At 46.6% G+C, this 18930-nt stretch carries 19 protein-coding genes and 1 tRNA gene; 9 read left to right on the top strand and 11 right to left on the bottom strand.

Annotated features, from left to right (window positions below; all coding sequences use genetic code 11):
* Positions 1–125 precede the first annotated feature (125 nt).
* Entirely contained in the window at positions 126–905 is a 780-nt protein-coding gene (locus tag ASG33_RS23790) for a murein L,D-transpeptidase catalytic domain family protein (protein WP_056291454.1), read from the top strand.
* On the opposite strand, the gene ASG33_RS23785 is transcribed toward ASG33_RS23790, so the two are convergent.
* The 4 genes from ASG33_RS23785 to ASG33_RS23770 form a co-directional block, all read right to left on the bottom strand.
* A complete protein-coding gene (locus tag ASG33_RS23785; RefSeq protein WP_056291452.1) occupies positions 818–2056 on the bottom strand; it encodes a L,D-transpeptidase family protein in 1239 nt (412 codons plus the stop codon). The two genes, ASG33_RS23790 and ASG33_RS23785, sit on opposite strands and share 88 nt — an antisense overlap.
* A gap of 232 nt (positions 2057–2288) precedes the next feature.
* Positions 2289–3272: a glycosyltransferase family 4 protein gene (locus ASG33_RS23780; RefSeq protein ID WP_162242772.1), complete on the bottom strand. Its 984-nt coding sequence runs from the start codon at positions 3270–3272 to the stop codon at positions 2289–2291.
* Positions 3269–4603, bottom strand: coding sequence for an NAD(P)/FAD-dependent oxidoreductase (locus ASG33_RS23775; protein WP_056291448.1), 1335 nt, complete (start codon positions 4601–4603; stop codon positions 3269–3271). The genes ASG33_RS23780 and ASG33_RS23775 overlap by 4 nt, the downstream gene beginning before the upstream one ends.
* Entirely contained in the window at positions 4596–5594 is a 999-nt protein-coding gene (locus ASG33_RS23770; RefSeq protein WP_056291446.1) for an NAD(P)-dependent oxidoreductase, read from the bottom strand. Before ASG33_RS23770 ends, ASG33_RS23775 begins: the two co-directional genes overlap by 8 nt.
* Before the next feature lie 100 nt (positions 5595–5694).
* On the opposite strand from ASG33_RS23770, the gene ASG33_RS23765 reads away from it, so the two are divergent.
* Both ASG33_RS23765 and ASG33_RS23760 read left to right on the top strand, forming a co-directional pair.
* Positions 5695–6294, top strand: coding sequence for a glycosyltransferase (locus ASG33_RS23765; RefSeq protein ID WP_082489390.1), 600 nt, complete (start codon positions 5695–5697; stop codon positions 6292–6294).
* The gene (locus tag ASG33_RS23760) at positions 6294–6824 is read left to right on the top strand and encodes a glycosyltransferase (RefSeq protein WP_056291443.1); all 531 of its coding nucleotides are present in this window, start codon (positions 6294–6296) and stop codon (positions 6822–6824) included. The genes ASG33_RS23765 and ASG33_RS23760 overlap by 1 nt, the downstream gene beginning before the upstream one ends.
* Positions 6825–7155: 331 nt before the next feature.
* Here the strand turns inward: ASG33_RS23760 and ASG33_RS23755 are convergent.
* Positions 7156–7227: transfer RNA gene (locus tag ASG33_RS23755), tRNA-Arg, on the bottom strand.
* A gap of 46 nt (positions 7228–7273) precedes the next feature.
* Entirely contained in the window at positions 7274–8512 is a 1239-nt protein-coding gene (gene hflX / locus ASG33_RS23750; RefSeq protein WP_056291441.1) for a GTPase HflX, read from the bottom strand.
* A 333-nt stretch (positions 8513–8845) separates the two neighbouring features.
* On the opposite strand from hflX, the gene ASG33_RS23745 reads away from it, so the two are divergent.
* The 6 genes from ASG33_RS23745 to ASG33_RS23720 all read left to right on the top strand — a co-directional run bounded on the left by ASG33_RS23745 (position 8846) and on the right by ASG33_RS23720 (position 13388).
* Positions 8846–10231: an MATE family efflux transporter gene (locus tag ASG33_RS23745; RefSeq protein WP_056291439.1), complete on the top strand. Its 1386-nt coding sequence runs from the start codon at positions 8846–8848 to the stop codon at positions 10229–10231.
* A gap of 64 nt (positions 10232–10295) precedes the next feature.
* Positions 10296–11687: a rhodanese-like domain-containing protein gene (locus ASG33_RS23740; RefSeq protein ID WP_056291437.1), complete on the top strand. Its 1392-nt coding sequence runs from the start codon at positions 10296–10298 to the stop codon at positions 11685–11687.
* A 43-nt stretch (positions 11688–11730) separates the two neighbouring features.
* A complete protein-coding gene (locus ASG33_RS23735) occupies positions 11731–11940 on the top strand; it encodes a hypothetical protein (RefSeq protein ID WP_056291436.1) in 210 nt (69 codons plus the stop codon).
* Positions 11925–12302 (top strand): type II toxin-antitoxin system VapC family toxin, encoded by a 378-nt coding sequence (locus ASG33_RS23730; RefSeq protein ID WP_056291434.1) that lies wholly within the window; start codon positions 11925–11927, stop codon positions 12300–12302. The genes ASG33_RS23735 and ASG33_RS23730 overlap by 16 nt, the downstream gene beginning before the upstream one ends.
* Before the next feature lie 19 nt (positions 12303–12321).
* Positions 12322–12900 carry a YeeE/YedE family protein gene (locus tag ASG33_RS23725; RefSeq protein ID WP_056291432.1) on the top strand — a complete coding sequence of 193 codons (579 nt, stop codon included), beginning with the start codon at positions 12322–12324 and terminating at the stop codon, positions 12898–12900.
* On the top strand, positions 12900–13388 hold the full coding sequence (locus tag ASG33_RS23720) for a DUF6691 family protein (RefSeq protein ID WP_056291430.1): 489 nt from the start codon (positions 12900–12902) through the stop codon (positions 13386–13388). Before ASG33_RS23725 ends, ASG33_RS23720 begins: the two co-directional genes overlap by 1 nt.
* Here the strand turns inward: ASG33_RS23720 and ASG33_RS23715 are convergent, their stop codons facing one another.
* From ASG33_RS23715 to ASG33_RS23695, 5 genes are all read right to left on the bottom strand, one after another.
* A complete protein-coding gene (locus ASG33_RS23715; protein ID WP_056291427.1) occupies positions 13389–14132 on the bottom strand; it encodes a cyclopropane-fatty-acyl-phospholipid synthase family protein in 744 nt (247 codons plus the stop codon).
* A 68-nt stretch (positions 14133–14200) separates the two neighbouring features.
* Positions 14201–15634, bottom strand: a complete 1434-nt coding sequence (locus ASG33_RS23710; protein WP_056291425.1) for a hypothetical protein — start codon at positions 15632–15634, stop codon at positions 14201–14203.
* Positions 15635–15652: 18 nt separating this feature from the next.
* Positions 15653–15997 carry a heavy-metal-associated domain-containing protein gene (locus ASG33_RS23705; RefSeq protein ID WP_056291424.1) on the bottom strand — a complete coding sequence of 115 codons (345 nt, stop codon included), beginning with the start codon at positions 15995–15997 and terminating at the stop codon, positions 15653–15655.
* 34 nt (positions 15998–16031) lie between these two features.
* Positions 16032–16598, bottom strand: a complete 567-nt coding sequence (locus ASG33_RS23700; protein ID WP_056291422.1) for an AraC family transcriptional regulator — start codon at positions 16596–16598, stop codon at positions 16032–16034.
* Positions 16599–16660: 62 nt separating this feature from the next.
* Positions 16661–18883, bottom strand: a complete 2223-nt coding sequence (locus ASG33_RS23695; protein ID WP_056291420.1) for a TonB-dependent receptor — start codon at positions 18881–18883, stop codon at positions 16661–16663.
* Positions 18884–18930: the final 47 nt, after the last annotated feature.

Raw genomic sequence — 18930 nt, 5'->3', positions numbered from 1 at the left:
TTAAAATGAATCAATTACACCTTTCTGTTTTCTGGATTGGAACCAATGCAGGCGGGCTGCCTGTTAACCTGCTACCTGTTTATCTATCAGTTCAAATCTTTATTTTTTCAACAAAACAGTAAGAAATGACGAAGGCTCAGGCAGTTTTTGTAGCGGTATTTGTTGCGCTTAGTGTTTCCTTAGGTATCCGCCAAATCAATCCGTTTGCGGATTCATCCAAATCCAAACAAATTTCAGTAGTTGATACGGATTCCATTTCCAAACCGGAATGGGTTGCATTGTATGATTCGCTTGATTTAAAAACCAAGGGATTATCGCAAGCTGCGTTCTATTGTGCATGGTATGGTTTTCAAAAAGCAAACCTGCAAAATCCGATACTTGCAATTGCGGATTTTACGCAATCTTCCCGAAATAAGCGCCTTTATGTAATTGATCTGATCAAGCGTAAAGTGCTATATAATACTTACGTAGCTCACGGTCGTAACTCCGGGCAGGAATTTGCGGAGAAATTCTCAAACGACAATTCCTCATACCAGTCCAGCTTGGGTTTTTATAAAACACTGGGTACTTACCAGGGAAAACACGGTTTATCGCTCCGTTTGGAAGGACTTGAAAAAGGCATTAACGACCGCGCGCTTGAACGGGCGATCGTCATGCATGGTGCTGACTATGTAAGTGAATCTTTTATAAAAAACACAGGTCGCTTGGGACGTAGCTTAGGCTGTCCGGCTGTATCTGTTGAAGATTCGAAAAAGCTGATCGATTTGCTGCACGGCGGCTCCGGACTTTTTATCTATTCCGGAGATCAGAAATACCTTCACGCGTCTTCTTTACTGGCCGGGTTGACTTTGGATAAAGTCAATCGCGCCTTAGGTGATCCTCTTTTGTATATATCAGGGAAATAAAGCAAGTCACCTTTTTCATTACAATCTGCCGGAAGATATAGCAGGAACACCGGGACGCGTACTTTCAATTTGTGCCATTTAGGAGGTGTTGAAACAGTATCAGGCTCGGTCATGAAGTCACTGCTCAGCAGCTGGGTACCCGCCATATAGTTGGCCAGGTCGGTAGGGCGTTGTACCCGCACACAGCCGTGGCTTCTCCACCTTTGCTCACTTTTGAACAGGTATCTTGCATTGGTATCATGCAGGTAAATCGCCAATGGATTTTTAATCTCCACTTTCAGCAGGCCGAGAGAATTATCTTCCCCTGTTTCCTGGCGAAACCTGTACGGAAATTTATTTTCCTTGGCCGCTTCCCAATCCACTTCGCTGGGATCAACTACCTGACCTTTGGTATCAATAATTTCGATTCTGTTTCTCGACAGGTATTCGCGGTCGCTCATCGCTTTCGGCAGGATTTCCTTGATTGCAATGCTCTTGGGTACATTCCAGTAAGGGTGTGTCACAATGCTGGTCGCGTAAGTGTCAATGGTAGGAGTAGGTGTATCTGATTTTCCGACAACAGTGCGCATGGTGAGCACATTTTTACCTGCGGAATCCATTGCAGTCAGGTATGCGCCTCTGATGTTGACCATTACAAAACGGGGTGCATTCTTGGTTTGCCTGTGAATCCAGCGATATGCATTCAGCGACTCAGCCACGAATGCGGCACTGTCATACTTTTGCTCTTTCAGCAGCCTGGTATAATTTACTTTGAGGTTATTGTAAACGGGAAACACAGGTTCCAGCCGCTCCATCACCTTTTCAATCGCTTTACCTTCCACCAGATCCTCAGCAGCAGCGCGGAGCACGGCAGTATCTGCGGCAATTTTTTTCTGTACGAAACGTAAGGCAGGTTTATGTCCGAATCCGATCTCTTCCAATAAAGCGTAAACCGGCGCGGTACCATCTTTGGGTTCAAATTTGGCGGGGTCAACCCCTACTTCTTTTGAAAATTGAAGGAGCTTGTCGTAGTTCTTTTTGGTGATCTCACTCGCCAGTTCCTCATTGGTCATTTCCTTCGGATTTTTCCGACAGGCTTGCATGATCGCCAATGTAAAAAGGATGAGGAGTGGTAAATATCTTGTCTTTCCGAGGCCTGAAAGCATTTGCATTGTATTGCAGTTTTGTTTTTACAATACACTACAATTGTTGTGCTAACTCTTATAGTCAGGCAGAAATTGAAAAATTAACTGATTCTGAGCTTCTTTCCTCCCGCACCTGCATTCTCCATTAAATAAACTGGGGAATTTCGGTGTCAATAGACTGCACGAAAAGTCCACTTATTTTGAGTTTCCCATTTATCTGAATGGTATATAACAGATAAGAGCAGTACAGGTAGCAGTATTATCTCTTCACTTCATGACGAAGTAAAAATTTCCAACTGAAAAGCACACCTGCAGCAAGAATGAGACCAAGACCCAGCTGATTGAGAGCAGCTTGTTGAGGGAATAAAAAGGCAATTAACAGGATAAGCGCCTGCGCTGTCCAGGCAATCGCGTCTGTTTGCCACCTTGTAAATCCTGCTGCTTGAAGGCGAAGGGAAAAATGATCAGGGCTGCCTTTCCACCATGCAAGCCCTTTTTGAATTCGTACGACGGTAAGAAAAGTGAGCTCAAACAACATTACCCCCGGAATGAGCAGAAATGCAATGATGTTTGAACCTGCAGCAGGCTGATTGAAGTGCAATAATGTGAAAGCAGCCAGTAAGAACCCCAGCAGGTGCGAGCCGGCATCTCCCAGGAATATGCTCGCTCTTGGTAAATTAAAGATGAGAAAGCCAATAATACTGCCGGCAATAAGTATTGCAAGGCTTGCTGGTTCCTGGCTGCGCATTCCTATGAAAAGGAATGTGATCAGCATAAGTCCGCCAACGAGTCCGTCGCACACATCTGTCAGGTTAGCGGCATTAACTAACACCAGAGTCCAGAATGCGGATAAAAGGAAGTCTACCGCTGGAATACCGACGAATTCGGCTTTTATACCCAAGGCCGTACCTGCAATTGCGAGAATCAGCTGGATTATGAATTTTTTGCGCGCACTGTACACTTCCAAATCGTCGAATATGCCGAGTACCAGAAAGCCCGTGGCACAAAAACCGATACCAACCTCTGGAAAAGCAACCTTTCCAAAATAATGCAAGATTCCCATTGCTGACACGCTACCCAGGAAGATCCCCAGGCCACCCAGATATGCTACGGGCCGCACGTGTTGGGGAACAATGGGATTAGGCTTGTTCACAATGTTATTTTTCAATGCAAAAGCACGGACAAGCCAGGTGAACACTCCGCCGGTGGCCAGCGACAAGGCAAAAATCAGGGCCTGGTTCATCTGCATAGCTCTTTACTGATCCTGAAACCATCCTCTATGTTTTTTGACATGGAAGAATACTCCCAGTTTCCATATCTGCCGGTGGATGTGATGTCAAATTGTTCCAGGTATTCGTGACAATGATTGATAATCTGGCTTGTTTCAGGTGTAAATACCACATAGGCAGGATCTGCCAGCCATTTATGCACGCCAATGATCTGATGATCGTCTGTAATAAATCCTGCATTTCTGATCGCAAAAACAGCTTTGTCTTCAAGAGGTTTTTCCAAGGCAGTTTGATCATCGGCTTTGAGCGGTATTTCTACCAGCAAGCCCCAGCCTTCCTCCGGCGCATTAGCAGGATCAAATTCGGTCATAAACACCAGTCTGGTAAATGGCGTACCGGGATCGGTAAAATAGCGCCAGCAACCAGGATTATCCGGCCGTGGCCCCTTTATCGACAAGGCAATAGAGAGTACTTTAACCCATTTGAGCTTTTCCACTTCTTTTATCAGCTTATCGGGAACACCCGCGCACATACGCATAAGAGCAGGGAGCGGAATGGTGGATAAACAATGACGATCATACCTGTACGTATGAATTTCTCCTTCTTGCATAAAAGTGACCACTCTCTTCTGTGGGTCAAGACCGACTATCTCTGATTTCAAATGCAGCTTTCTTACCTTTTTCGCAAAACCTTGGGATAGTACTTCCATTCCACGTATAGCTGAGCCCGTTTCCGGTCGCGGGTAAAATGCTTTTGTGTTATAAGTCTCCCGCGATACATTCGGCTCGATCAAGCCGCGCAGTATCTCGTCAAAGGAAGGCCGGTGTAAATTCCATAATTGCCCGTTTGTTGAAATTTCATTCAGCGGCAGCTTCCATAATTTTTCATTATATGGATAATAGAAAAGTTCGCACATGGTTTTGCCAAATGCATTGATAAGGTATTCTCCGTAAGACATTCCGGAAAAATCCTTTTGCTGGTAAAATGCTGCCGAGAAATCCTTGATGCAGCTGATTTTAGCTTCGGTAGACAAGCTGCCAAGATTCAGTTGAAAAGGGTAGCGTGCCACCCCGGCCGCAGTTTCGATCCAGGCCACCGGCGGGCATTCAAAAAGTACCGGCCCGAGCAGATTGTTTACTTTATTTAATATTTCCGGGTTGTTACAATGAAAAATGTGTAGTACATGATCAAACCAGTAGCCGCCATCAAAACAATGAGATTGAACCAGTCCGCCTGGTCTTCCCGATTTTTCAAAAACTGTGACGTTTTCACCCAGTTTGCTGGCGGCTGCAAGACCTGTAATTCCTGCGCCGAGGATTACAATTTCGTTAGCGTTATCAGCCATTGGAAATGCTTCTAATGTCGAGAAAGGTGTTTATCACGTCGTCAATATTTGGCCAGCTGATATCCCCGAGGAGCGATTTGGAATACGAGGTATCCGGCAGCCTGTTTTGCACATCAACCTGCCCGGGGAATATACTTTTGAAAGGTACGTGCTCAATCGCTGATGCTGAGCCAATGGCCCGGATGATTTTGTTGGCAAGCGCATTGATACTGACAGTCTGGTCAGATCCGAGATTAACAATGTTGCTGCCGGGTTGCCAGGCCAGGTCAATAGACAAGAGCCTGATCAGGGATTGGACAAATGTATTTACATCACTAAAACACCGCGTTTGATTACCGTCGCCAAAGATACGGAGCGGGATATCCGCCATGGCAGCTTGAATGAAAGCTGGAACAACCATTCCATACGTGCCTACCTGTCGTAAGCCGATCACATTGAAAGGTCTTACAATAAGAACCTTCCGACCGGCAGCTGCGGCGGCTATACCCAGCTGCTCCATATGCCGCTTCCCGCAGGCATAGCCAAGTGTGCCGCCGTCATAATCAAGCAGGTTTCCATCTGTAATCGCCGCGTCTTCCCGCATCTTTATGCCAGTATCAGAAAGTCCGTATACTGACGAAGACGAACAAAGGACAATAGGCGTGTTACCTGTATATTTCAGGATATTGTTAGTGCCTTTTACCGCAGTTTGATAGGTAAGTACGGGGTTTTGCTTTGCCAATTTCATCCCGACCACACTGGCCAGGTGAACTACAAGATCGAAGCCAGCGAGGCTCTTAAGTGCATTTTCATCTAAAATGCTGCAATTGGTAAAAGACAGATCTGGATGAACTGGAAGATTTTCCAGGGTGCCTGTGGACAGGTTATCCAAAATCCGGACTTTAAATCCGATCTTTAAAAACGCCGGCGCAAGGTGACTTCCGATAAATCCGGCACCACCTGTAATAAGTACACTCGGCTGTTTATCCGAATGTAATTCTGATAGATTCATGAGGGTTTGTAATCATGTGAGTAGTGCACAGCTAACACCAATTAATTGATAGCCAAAGACAATAGTAACTTAAATGTACTTGTAGAATTTTTGATTAAAAATGACTTCAAAAACTATTCTGGTCGCTTGCGGTCCGCCACGATCGGTGGTCGATTTCAGGGGAGATTTATTCAGGGAAATGGTAAAAGAAAACCGCGTTATATTGGTTTCGCCAACAATCAGCGATCCCGAAATCCGCGAGGAATTAAATTTAATCGGTGTGACAGTTTTTGAAAGCAATTTAAAGCCCAATAGTATCTCCATTACGGACGATCTGGCTTACTGTTTTTTCTTATTAAAGATTATAATGCAGGAAAAGCCTGCCCTTTTTTTTGGTTATACAATCAAGCCGGTCATTTTTGGAAGCATTGTTTCTTATCTATCGGGGATCAGGGAAATCTATTCCATGCTGACGGGACTTGGGTACAACTTCGTGGAAGGTGAGAACGTAAAAAAAGGACAGAAGAGGTTCGTTCATTTACTGCTCAGGCTAAGCTTGATTTTTAATAAAAAAGTGATCTTCCATAATCCGGACGATCGCGATCTTTTAGTCAAAATGGGGTTGGTACCGGTTGAGAAAACAATGGTAGTGAACGGCTCCGGAGTAAACCTGGAAAGGTTCCCATTCAAGCATGTAAATGCAGCAGAACTTACCTTCTGATGATTGGAAGGCTGACAGTCTCGAAGGGAATTAGGGAATATTATGAAGCAGTAAAAATTGTCCGGAGTAAATATCCTGAGGTGAAATGTTGCCTGGCGGGAGAGTATGAGGTACAAAATATTGATTGTATTGACAACGAGCTTTATGGTAATCTGGTAATGGGAAATGTTGTGACATACCTTGGATTCAGGAAAGATACAGCGTCCTTGATCGGGAACAGTTCAGTTGTGGTGCTGCCCTCATACAGGGAAGGAACTCCGAGAGCACTTCTGGAAGCACTTGCCGTCGGACGTGCCGTAATTACCACAGACACTCCCGGTTGCAGGGAAGTTATCAATCCCGATCTACATCATCGCAATGGATTTCTGATAGCACCGGGAAACACTCAAAACCTGGCCCTCTGTATGGAAAACATCATCTCAAACCCCACGATTATTGCAGAAATGGGTGCAAATGGAAGAAAATACGCCGAAGAGAAGTTCGATGTCCGCAATGTAAATAAAGAAATGCTCGCAACCTTGGAGTTGTAAATAGATGGGAATGATGCATAAAAAAAGCCAGGCTTAAAAAACCTGGCTCTGTGACCGCGACGGGAATCGAGTCGAGCGCGACCCCGGCCCATATCTAGAGTTTAGGTGGGAGTCGCCCTCGACAACTCCTATTCGATTCGTTGAACTACGAACCTAAGCACAAAAAAGCCAGGCTTAAAACCTGGCTTCAGTGACCGCGACGGGAATCGAGTCGAACGCGACCCCGGCCTATATCCAGAGTTTAGGTGGGAGTCACCCTCGACAACTCCTATTTATTCGTTGAACTACGAACCTAAAAAACAAAAAAGCCAGGCTTAAAACCTGGCTCCTGTGACCGCGACGGGAATCGAACCCATATCTAGAGTTTAGGAAACTCCTATTCTATCCGTTGAACTACGCAGTCATTTGGGGCTGCAAACCTCGGAAAAAATCGTTTGAATTACAAAAGATTATTCCTCTGTTTGTACCGCAGTATAGCCCAAATCAAGCCAGTTCGGATAAATAGAAAAATGTTTCTCTTTAACCAGCGAGAACAATGTATTCCTTAATTCTTCGATATTCTCCTTCTTCTCGGCCGAAATGAACACCACATGTTCCGCTTTGTCGGATATATAGCTCTTTTTCAGCTGTTCCAAAACCGTTTCCTGCAGCATTACACCTTCGTCTTCATTTTCTTCTTCCTCGTGGAAAGAAGGTTTGTAAAGGTCTATTTTGTTGAAAACCAATATCGAAGGTTTGTTGGCGGCGCCGATTTCTTCCAGCGTTTTGTTCACCACATCCAGATGCTCCTCAAATGAAGGATGCGAAATATCCACTACGTGCATCAGGATATCTGCCTCCCGAACCTCGTCAAGCGTCGATTTAAATGACTCGATCAAAGTAGTAGGCAGCTTACGGATAAATCCAACCGTATCCGTAAGCAGGAATGGAATGTTCTCCATATTGACCTTTCGTACCGTCGAATCAACGGTAGCGAAAAGGCGGTTTTCTGCAAATACGTCAGCTTTGGACAAGCTGCGCATCAATGTAGATTTACCCACGTTGGTATAACCCACGATCGCAACACGCACAAGGCGGTCGCGCTCCTTGCGGCGCGTAATGCTTTGCTTGTCAACCTTCTCCAATTTTTCCTTCAAAAAGGCAATCCGGTCTTTTACAATCCTTCTATCCGTTTCCAATTCCGTCTCACCAGGTCCGCGCATACCTACACCAGCACCCGACTGGCGGCTAAGGTGGGTCCACAAACGTGTCAGACGGGGGTACATATATTGGTACTGGGCCAGTTCAACCTGCAATTTCGATTGTGCAGTCTGCGCGCGCATTGCGAAAATCGCCAGGATCAGCAGGCTTCGGTCAATTACTTTGATATCAGTAAACTCAGCTTCCAGGTTTCTCACCTGGGAAGGAGTGAGGTCATCGTCGTAAATGACCATATCTACGGGATTAGCCTTGATGAAAGTCTGTATTTCTTCCAGTTTTCCTTTGCCGGTGTAAGTGCGTGTGTCCGGTCTTTCCAGGTTTTGTGTAAATGTTCTAACCGTTTCGACACCCAGCGTCGTAGCCAGAAAAGCAAGCTCTTCCAGGTACTCCTTGGTTTTCTCAACGTTCTGTTTTTGGGTACTTACTGCCACCAGCACCGCGGTTTCGGGCTGTACAGCAGTAGAATGAAATTTCTTCTTATCAATCATGTATTGCTTTTTTGATTTGTAATATAGTTCGTCTGCAATGTAGAGATTTGCAGGGTAATTTTGCGGAGAAGGTAGAATTTCAACGGTAAGCCTGCTTCAAAAGTTCATAAAACTTTATGCCTGAGTAACATTTCCCGGCCAGGCATTCCATTTTGTTTGATTATGCGAAAAACACTTTTGTATATTTGCGCAAATCTTCAAAGCCGATGCTGCTCTTCAACCTCGGACTACAAGCTTAGTCCGCCGACCATTCCGGTCACATTTACAAGTTCTTTTTAGTGGTCCCTAAGGGATTTCACTTCTTCTATTTATTTCATTCAATACTTCTTATCCATGAAAAAGTGGTTTACACTACTTCGTGAGGCTATTCGTGGCTCCGAAGAAAGTTTTACCGAAGGGAGCATCAATCGCGCTATATTCTTACTTTCCGTACCCATGATCCTGGAAATGGTTATGGAGTCGCTCTTCGCTGTTGTTGATATTTTTTTCGTTTCGAAGGTAAGTACTGAGGCAGTGGCTACAGTCGGACTTACTGAATCTGTTATCACACTCGTTTATTCCCTGGCGATCGGGTTGAGTACTGCGGCAACCGCCACCATCGCGCGCCGCATTGGCGAGGGGAATACAGTACAGGCGCGGCAGGCAGTCGGACAAGTTATCATTATTTCACTTGGTATTTCGCTGGTAGTCGCATTGACAGGTACCTGGTTTGCACGTGACATTTTGTTGTTAATGGGAGCAGATCAGAAGGTAATCGAAACAGGTACCAACTTTGCCAGAATACAATTCCTGAGCAGCCCGGTAGTGGTCTTGCTGTATTCATTAAGCGGTGCGCTGCGCGGTGCCGGGTCAGCAGCTACGGCAATGCGGTCTCTGATCGTCGCCAACTGTTTCAATATGCTGCTGGGTCCATTGCTGATCTTTGGAATTGGCCCTTTTCCTGAGCTGGGCGTAACAGGCGCAGCGATTGCAACGGCTACGGGGCGTTCGATAGGAGTTGGCTACCAATTGTTTTCGCTTACCAAGGCCAGTAAGATGCTCGGATTGATGTGGGCAGATCTTCGGCCGGATCCGGCAACAATCGGCAATATCGTTACAATTGCGACAGGCGGCACTGTCCAGTTCCTGATTGGCTCGGCCAGCTGGATCTTCCTTACCCGCATTCTTTCAGAGTTTGGAAGTGATGTGGTTGCTGGTTACACTATTTCGATCCGCGTGATTACATTTACGTTGTTACCGGCCTGGGGATTAGCCAATGCCGCCGCAACATTGGTCGGGCAAAACCTGGGTGCCGGCAAGCCCGGCCGCGCCGAAACTTCGGTATGGAAATGTGCTTTTTACAACCTGGTTTTCCTGCTGACCCTGTCGTTCTTTATGTTTGTCTGGGCAGAGACGATCGTGGGTTGGTTCAGTACAAATGTACAAGTGGTTGAAACCGGTAAAACCGCATTGCGGGCACTTTGTCTTGGCTACGGTTTTTATGCTTACGGCATGGTGGTAGCGCAATCGTTCAATGGGGCAGGAGATACAAAAACGCCAACAGTTCTAAATCTGATCTGCTTTTGGGCTATTGAAATCCCGGTTGCCTATGTACTGGCTATCGTACTTAATTTCGGGCCGATCGGTGTGTTTGTTTCCGTGCCAATTGCCGAGTCTGTTCTTGCATTGATGGGTATCTGGCGATTCAGAATGGGAGGGTGGAAGGCTGTTAAGGTATGACATAACGAACCAAAGAGCCACAGCCGTTGGTTTAATAAAACATAAGAACACAATTACTTTCCGCATGAAAATCGAACAAATATATACAGGATGCCTCGCGCAAGGGGCTTATTTCATTGTTTCAAATGGCGAAGCTGCTGTGATTGATCCTTTACGGGAAGTAAATCCGTACATCCGCAAAGCCGAGCAAACAGGCGCGCAGATCAGGTATGTATTCGAGACGCATTTTCATGCGGACTTTGTATCCGGTCACCTGGATCTGTCTGAAAAGACAGGCGCACCGATCATCTACGGTCCGGGTGCAAAAACGGGCTTTGAAGCACATATTGCAAAAGATAAGGAGGAGTTCCAGCTTGGAAACGTGACTATTCAGGTACTGCATACGCCAGGGCACACGCTGGAATCAACCTGTTACCTGCTTTTGGATGAAAATCGGAAGCCAATCGCATTGTTTAGCGGAGACACCCTATTTATCGGAGACGTGGGCCGGCCCGATCTTGCGCAAAAGTGTGACCTGACAATGGACGATCTTGCAGGAATGCTTTTCGACAGTCTGCGCGAGAAGATCATGCCGCTTCCTGACGACGTTATCGTGTACCCTGCGCATGGTGCAGGCTCAGCTTGCGGCAAGAATATGAGCAAGGAAACATCAGACACGCTCGGAAATCAGAAGCGCTTCAATTATGCACTGCGGGCGGATATGACCAAAGAAGAATTCATTAAAGAAGTGACCGCCGGCCTGACCGAGCCACCGCAGTATTTTCCAAAGAATGTAAAAATGAACCGCGACGGTTACGAGCGCATTGATGATGTACTTGAACGCGGAGACCAGGCGTTTTCTGCCGAAGCATTTGAAGCCAAAGCAAACGAAACCGGCGCATTGATCCTCGACACCAGAAGTGCCGGCGATTTTGCCAAAGGTTTTGTTCCGAATTCTATTAACATTGGTATTCAGGGCAGTTTTGCACCCTGGGTTGGCGCGCTCATACCTGATCTGAAACAAGAGCTGCTGATTATTACGGAACCCGGCAAGGAAGAGGAAGTAATCACGCGGCTGGCCAGGGTAGGGTACGACCACACGATCGGATATCTGGATGGCGGCTTTAAAAGCTGGGCGGATGCAGGCAAGGAGGTTGATTCGATCATGTCCATTTCTGCGGGTGAATTTGAAAGCGATTTTGAAAACGGAGCGCTGGAAATTATCGATGTACGCAAGCCCGACGAGTTCAATGCCGGCCACATAGAAGGCGCCAAAAACCTGCCGCTGGATTATATCAACGACCTGATGCAGGAATTTCCAAAGGATCAAAAACTGTATATTCATTGTGCCGGCGGATACCGTTCTATGATCGCCGCCTCCATTCTCAAATCCCGCGGAATAGACGACGTAGTAAATATCGAAGGAGGCTACGGAGCAGTTTCAAAAACGAATGTGCCGGTGCTGCAGGTAAGTTAAATACTGGCGTATTATTTCTATCTTGTATTATAAAGATAAAATTATGGAAACGTATGTAGTGGAGCTGACGCATGATAAAGCGTTGCAGTTACTCAGGGACCTGGAAGCATTGAACGTAATCCGAATTCATCAGAATGAAGAACGTACTGCACCTGGTTTATCATCCAAATACAGAGGGACGCTTACTAAAGAGGAAGGCAAAGCTTTGAGTAAACACATCTCCCAAACGCGCAGCGAATGGACCGGTATCTGATCGATTCCAACGCTGTATCTCACTATCTCTCTGAATTGCTTCCTTCAAAGGGAATGGAGTTTATGGATATGGTCATTAATGAGATTCCCAATATCTCCGTTATCACTGAAATAGAACTACTATCGTGGAAGACAGCTTCTTCAAGTAGCGTTGAAGCATTTGTTCGCGACAGTATTGTATTTACAATTACACCTGAGGTGGTCAAAAGTTGTGTGGCTATACGCAGAGGAAGGAAAATTAAAACACCTGACGCAATTATTGCAGGCACTGCCATTGCGAATAATTTGATCTTAATTACAGATAATGAGAGGGATTTTCTTACTATTCCGAAGTTAAGAATCGTAAACCCGAATCATTATTAAGCTATACTGCTTTTCTGACATGTCAGACCTCATTGAATTCCTTCGGAAACCCTGGCCGTGGTATGTAGCGGGGCCTTTGATCGGACTTACTGTTCCGGCGCTGCTGCTTTTGGGGAACAAATCGTTTGGTATCTCTTCATCATTGAGGCATATCTGCGCGGCGGTAATCCCTGCTGACATTTCTTTCTTCAAATACAACTGGCGCAAAGAAACCTGGAATCTCTTTTTTGTAGCCGGTATTGCAATGGGCGGCTTTTTGGCGACATTCTTTCTTTCCAACCCGGAGCCTGTTGCTATTGCAGCAGATACGAAATTTACACTTGCATCATTAGGGATCACAGATTTTTCCGGGTTGATGCCGGCGGACCTATTTTCGATAGACTATATATTCTCGCTCAAAGGATTCATTCTTCTCATTTTAGGCGGGTTCCTGGTTGGTTTTGGCACCAGGTATGCGGGTGGCTGCACTTCCGGGCATTCTATAATGGGTCTCGCCAGCTTACAATGGCCTTCGCTCGTCGCAACAATCTGCTTTATGGCAGGAGGTTTTGCGTGTACACACCTGGTCCTTCCATTTTTGCTTGAACTCGTCAGATAATGGAAAATATAGAAACTCAGGATATCAAAACAGATAATACCGACGGCGCAAATCAGCAGCAGTTGCAGGAAACCTTTGCCGCGAAGCTGAAATACCTTTTTGTTGGTGTACTATTCGGGATCGTGTTTGTGAAGGCGGAAATTGTGTCCTGGTTCCGAATTCAGGAAATGTTCAGGTTAGACTCATTTCACATGTACGGCGTAATCGGCTCGGCGGTGGCCGTGGGGCTGCTTTCGGTATTCCTTATCAGAAAATTCAATATCCGGACATTATCCGGAGAAGCCGTTTATATTCAGGATAAGGTATTTCAAAAAGGCCAGATCTACGGCGGACTGATGTTTGGCTTCGGCTGGGCGATCACCGGCGCTTGCCCGGGACCCCTTTTCGCGCAGATAGGAAGCGGGTACCTGGCGGTAGCAGTAACATTACTGAGCGCGATTGCAGGTACCTGGACTTACGGTTTGCTGAGGCCGAAGCTTCCGCATTGATCAGTTTTTAACAGCAACCAGGTAAAGCTGCTCGTCACCTAATGTGAATGGATCGGCTTCCAGGTTTCCGAAAGTACCTACCGTTTTTAATCCCACACTTTGCAGCATGGCCGTAATTTCAGCCAGCGTATAGATATACTGAAATACAGTGTGGGTAACTTTTTCACTACCTGAAATAAACGTTTGCTGCGCCTCAATGCAGCCTTCTTCGGCGCGGTACTCGTTTTCAGCAAGGTAAAAAATATCGTCTCCCACCGGCATCCAGTTACGTACCTGAAAGTTGGGTAAAATGCTTTCGGCTAGGTTTTCGGTATGCAGTGCCACGTGACCGCCTGGTTTCAGCGCAGCAGCAATTTTCCCGAAAAACCGCAGCATATCAGCCCGTGGGAAAAAACTAAGGCTATTGCCTAAACAGTAAACCGCATCAAATACATTTTGTTCGGGTTGATATTCCAGCACATCCTTGCAAATCACCTCAATGGGGAGCTTTTTCTTGCGGGTTACCTTTGTCAGTTCCTCGCAATACTCAGCAGAAATGTCGACGCAGGTAACGGAGCAGCCTGTTTCTGTCAGTGGAATGGCGTGGCGGCCATAGCCGGATAAAATGTCGAGTACCTTATTTCCTTCCTTGATTTCCAGCACATCAGCCAGAAAATCAACTTCGAAGTCGGTGTATTCTTCATCCTGGTAAAGCTTCCAGGCTATTTGGGGTAATCCTTTGAAATAACTATGATACCAGGCCACTGCGTCGTTTGATTTTTGGCAAAACTAAACAAATGCGGCCTGGTATCTATTGAAGATAATCGGAGAAACTACATTTTCATCAAACCGGGCGTGAGACGGAGGTAAACCTGACCAGAAAGTGGGGTTTTGGCATAAACGTCTTCCAGAATCCCTGTCTTGTCTCCGGCCAGACTATGAACAGTAATCTGTGCGCCGGCCTGTACCAGCGTGTTGGCAAAACCAAAAAGCTGCCGGTTCAGACCCAATGTGAATGCAGAAACAGGAAGTTTAAAGTATCCGACCCTCAGGTTACCTGAGTCGCTCAGCAGCTCGTCGCTACCTTTTTCCACGCGCTCGTAGCGGCCGTAGACTGCCCATTTATTCAGTTGCAAATTAGATTCTGCCAAAACGGTATTGCCGCTAGCGTGTCCGCCTGAATTGTTACCCCAAACCAGCGTACTCGAAATCCATTTGTTATCCCCGCCAAGCTGCGCCGAGTGCTGGACAGAAGCAGTCGTGCGCGTCACGTCGTCGTGGGCATGCAGCCTTTCAGGACTTTTGATAAATGCGCGGCTTACCTGAAAAGCCAACTGTTTTGAAGGATTGAAAAGCAGCCGGTAGCTATAAGAATCAAAACGCGGCTTGTCGAAGTCAAACCGGTTTTCATCCGGCTCGCGACCAGTGAACGAAGATCCTTCAAGTTTGAACGCACCATAACGCACACCCGCAGTTACCACGCCGAATGTAATGTGCGTAGCATCCTGCCAGTGGTGACCCAAAACCGCATCAGGATTGTTGAATGCGGACATTCTGTGCATAAAAGCAGTAGGTCCGAGCGCCGGTTCTCCGGGGTAACCTGCGTATATCGTGAGATCTAGCTGTTCGTTAATACGCTGGGTATAACCCACCGAAAGTTCCGAAATCAGATCGTGCGGGTGCTGGCGGTCAACCAATGGAACATTGTTCCAGCTTTCGCCAGATTGAAAAAGAAGCGGGTAGCCAGCCCCGCCGTCGAAAATCCGGTCGAGGGAAACCATTGCCCGGATGTTCAGCAAGCCATTTTTTCCAACCTGCCGCTGCGCCATTCCCATAAACCAGTTCGGCACACTGAACTTAGAGTCCTGGCCTTTTTTGTTTTTGTTATTGAAGTTCTGACTGGTATAGCGGAGAAAAACGCTTCCATGCAACATGTAATTCCACTTGTTGTTATGCTTCATATACGCATACATGGGCGTTGCATCGGGCTGCCAGCCGGTACCCGAGCCGTTTCTGGTCATGGGCAAGCTGAGCGAAAAGCTGTGCGTCATTTGGTGCGCATGCTGCATTTTCGAATGATCCGTCTTCGTGGTATCTCCGTGATTCATATGTTCCATGTTGCCATGATCCATACTTTTCATATCATGCATCTCGTGGCGCGTGCTGTCTTTTGCAGGCTGCTGATGATGTTCATGCTGCGCCATTGCCGGTAACGCAAGCATTCCGAGCCCAGATATAAGAATGTTTTTCAGTTTGTTGAGTTTCATAATAAAGCAATTAAATGATTAGTGTGGTGCTGCGGTTTTGCGGCAGCAGCTTGGCAGTTTGTCGTGTGCTTTCTGGTTAGCGAGTTGGTTATCGGCATCGTAGCCTGTGTTGATAATCGTGGCTTTAATCGCTTCCGGCGTTGTTTTGGCGGGATTGTACTTCACTGTCACCACCTTGTCTTTCAGGTTCAGGTTGGATTCCTTCACACCTTTTGAAAGGCCAAGGTTACGTTCAATGCGCGCCTTGCACATCTCGCAGATCGCCGACGTTTTGATCTTTATTTCCTTCTCATCACCCGCACTAAAAGCTGCATTGGATCCGATAAAAAGGAGTGTAATGAATGAAAAAAGGATTGTTTTCATGATTGCAGTTGTTTTTTGATTTGATATATTGATTTCATCCTCCGACCTGATCGAGCGTTTTTCTTGTCGGACTTTTCTTAAATTCTCCGGGCGTCATTCCGGTTACCTTTTTAAACTGGTTACTCAAATGCGCAGTGCTGCTGTACGAAAGCCGCCACGCCATTTCGCTTAGCGTCAGCTCATTGTACGATAACCATTCTTTTATTTTCTCTACTTTTTGCGCGATAATGTACTGTTCAATGGTCTGCCCCGTCTCAGATGAAAAAAGGCTGCTCAGGTAAGAATATTCATAGCCGATCTTCTCCGACAGGTAATCCGAGAAATTCATCTGGGCAGGTTTAAGTCCTTTTAGATTCTGGATCTCATCAATAACCAGCGTTTTGATGTGTTCGACAAGTGTCAGCCTCCGATCGTCGAGCAACTCAAACCCATTCGTTTCCAAAACGGTTTTTACCTGTTTCAGGCTCTCTGCATCCAGGTCTTCCTCCGTTTCTACTTCGCCCAGATCCACCGAAACAGTGTGCAGCCCCAAAGCAGTCAGCTCCTCACGTACAACACGCTTGCAGCGGTCACAAACCATATTTTTAATATATAACCTCATAAAAAAATATTTAGACTATAAATCCTCCTCCGTCCTCCCTTTCCTCCCTCCTCCCTTCCTTTTCAACGTATAATCTTATAACGTATCCCGGCATAAATCATTCGTCCTACTATCGGTCCCCATGCCATTCCGGCGTCAAAATGCTGGCCGAAAGGCTGCTCTGAACCTATAATCGGGTCTTTTTGCGTGAAGTTCGCCAGGTTCTCTCCTCCCAGGTAGATATCCCATTTGGGAAAAGTGCGGGTGATTTGTGCATTGAAATTATAGAACGCAGGCGCCATTGTCGACGGAAGGTTCTCAGGTACCTGGTGGTGATCAACAGGCCCCATGTAGGGCAGCCGTTTCTTACCATTCCATTGGGCGGTGAAATCAAACTTCCATTTGTCGTAAGGCAATGCATAACCTGCATTGAACAGGATCCGGTCGCGGCTGACCATCATTCTGGGCAGGAGCAGCCGCTGATCATAACCCTGGACCACCGTTTGCTTTACATCGAAAAGCCGGTAAGCAAGTTTCAATTCAAAACGTTTGATCGGCGTCAGGTTAGCCTCGGCCTGAAAGCTGTTCGCGAATGCGCTTCCATCCAGGTTATAGAAGTTCAGGTACCTGGGATCTTCCATATCCGCAACAAGCTGGTTTTCGAATGTTGTACGATAATAATCGACGATCAGATTCCCCTTCATTCCGCCGATTGTAAATTCCTGGGTAAGGCTGGCGCCGTAGTTCCACGACTTCTCCGGCTGGATCTGTTCCCTGAAAACGACCTGCCGCGCGCTTACCAGGTTACCATAGTACTCAGCCAGCGGATTGGGAACCCGGAACCCTTTGCCCGCAGAAGCACGTAACACGGTTTGATCTGCAACATTGTATTTCAAATGCACGCGCGGTGTCCATTGTGTTCCATAAAGGTTATGAAAATCCACCCGCCCGCCTGCTACCAGCACAAACTTGTCGAAATTGTTATAGGTATACTCAAAAAATGCGCCCGGTACTGATTCGTTTCTGGTTAAAGTCAGCGTTTTGTAACGTTCATCGTAGTTATCAAGCAGGTAGCTCAATCCTGTTTTATAGGAGTGATTGGTATTGTTGATAATGGACTGATAAATCAGGTTAGCGTAGAGTGTTTTCTGCTTTCCATCGTAGTTATTAAGACCAAAATATGACTTTGAATCAAAAACTGACGCATTCACGATCAGTCCCAAACCTTTGTAAGGCTGCTCGGGGAAGAGCCGCGCGATTTTAGAGAAAAATTCATAACGGTTGATCCTGGATCCAAAACCGTAAGCTTGCGTAGTACCGCTCATTTCTTTATCGAAGCCGGTTTGTCCGCCTAGCCTGTCTTCCACCATTGCTTTCACACCAAATTGCGCCATTAACTTATTGCCCTGGTATTTCCATCTGTTGATTGCATTGATCTGCGTATAAAGCGGCATATCCATGAAACCATCGCCGTTCTTATCCACTCTGTTTTGCAGGGTACTTACGTGTGTAAGCAGTCCGGTACTCCATTTCTTGCTGAGTTGATGGGCAAGGTTCAAGTTCAGTTCGGCTCTCCCGAAATTGTTGACATAAGTATTCAGGTAAAGTTTTTCGGGTGAATCGGGCTTCTGCAGCTCGATGTTGATCTGCCCGGTCATTGATTCATATCCATTCACAACGGAGCCCGCGCCTTTGCCGATGTCAATGGACTGGATCCACGTTCCCGGAATCGAACTAAGACCGAAAGTAGAAGCCAGTCCGCGCAGGGACGGGATATTTTCCACATTGGACTGAATGTAAGTGCCGCTCAGCCCCAGCATCTGGATCTGCTTTGAACCCGTAACCGCGTCGGCGTAGGAAACAGACACGGATGCATTTGTTTCAAAGCTTTCGGAAAGATTGCAGCACGCAGCTTTGGCGAGCGTGCGGGTAGTGATAATTTCTGTTTGATGTGGAGAAAGCCGGTCGATTGTACCGCTGCCGCCGCGCACGGTAACTTCATCCAGCGTCTGGTCGCTTTTCAGCACGACTTGCAGCTCGCTCTCCGCGCCGATTTTGATCGTGTCATTCCTGAACCCTACAAAGCTGATTACAAGCAGGTTCGATTGTGCAGATCTTGGAATGCTAAAATAGCCCGATTGATCGGTAACAGCAGCCTGGGTGGTACCCGACCAGTACACATTGGCGCCGGTGACAGGAGCAAGGCTGTCGGACCCTGAAACCTGCTCGCTGACGGAGCCGGTAACGCGCTGTGCTGATACGGAAATGGAAAGCAGGCAGAGCAATCCTGCCAGGTAAGTTTTCATTTCAAAATAGATTCAATTGAAAAAATAGTACTGCAAATCCCTGGTGG

The sequence above is a fragment of the Dyadobacter sp. Leaf189 genome (genome assembly GCF_001424405.1).
GTDB lineage: Bacteria > Bacteroidota > Bacteroidia > Cytophagales > Spirosomataceae > Dyadobacter.
The sequence above is the reverse complement of the archived record's forward strand: the minus strand, read 5'-3'. Positions and strand labels throughout refer to the sequence as shown.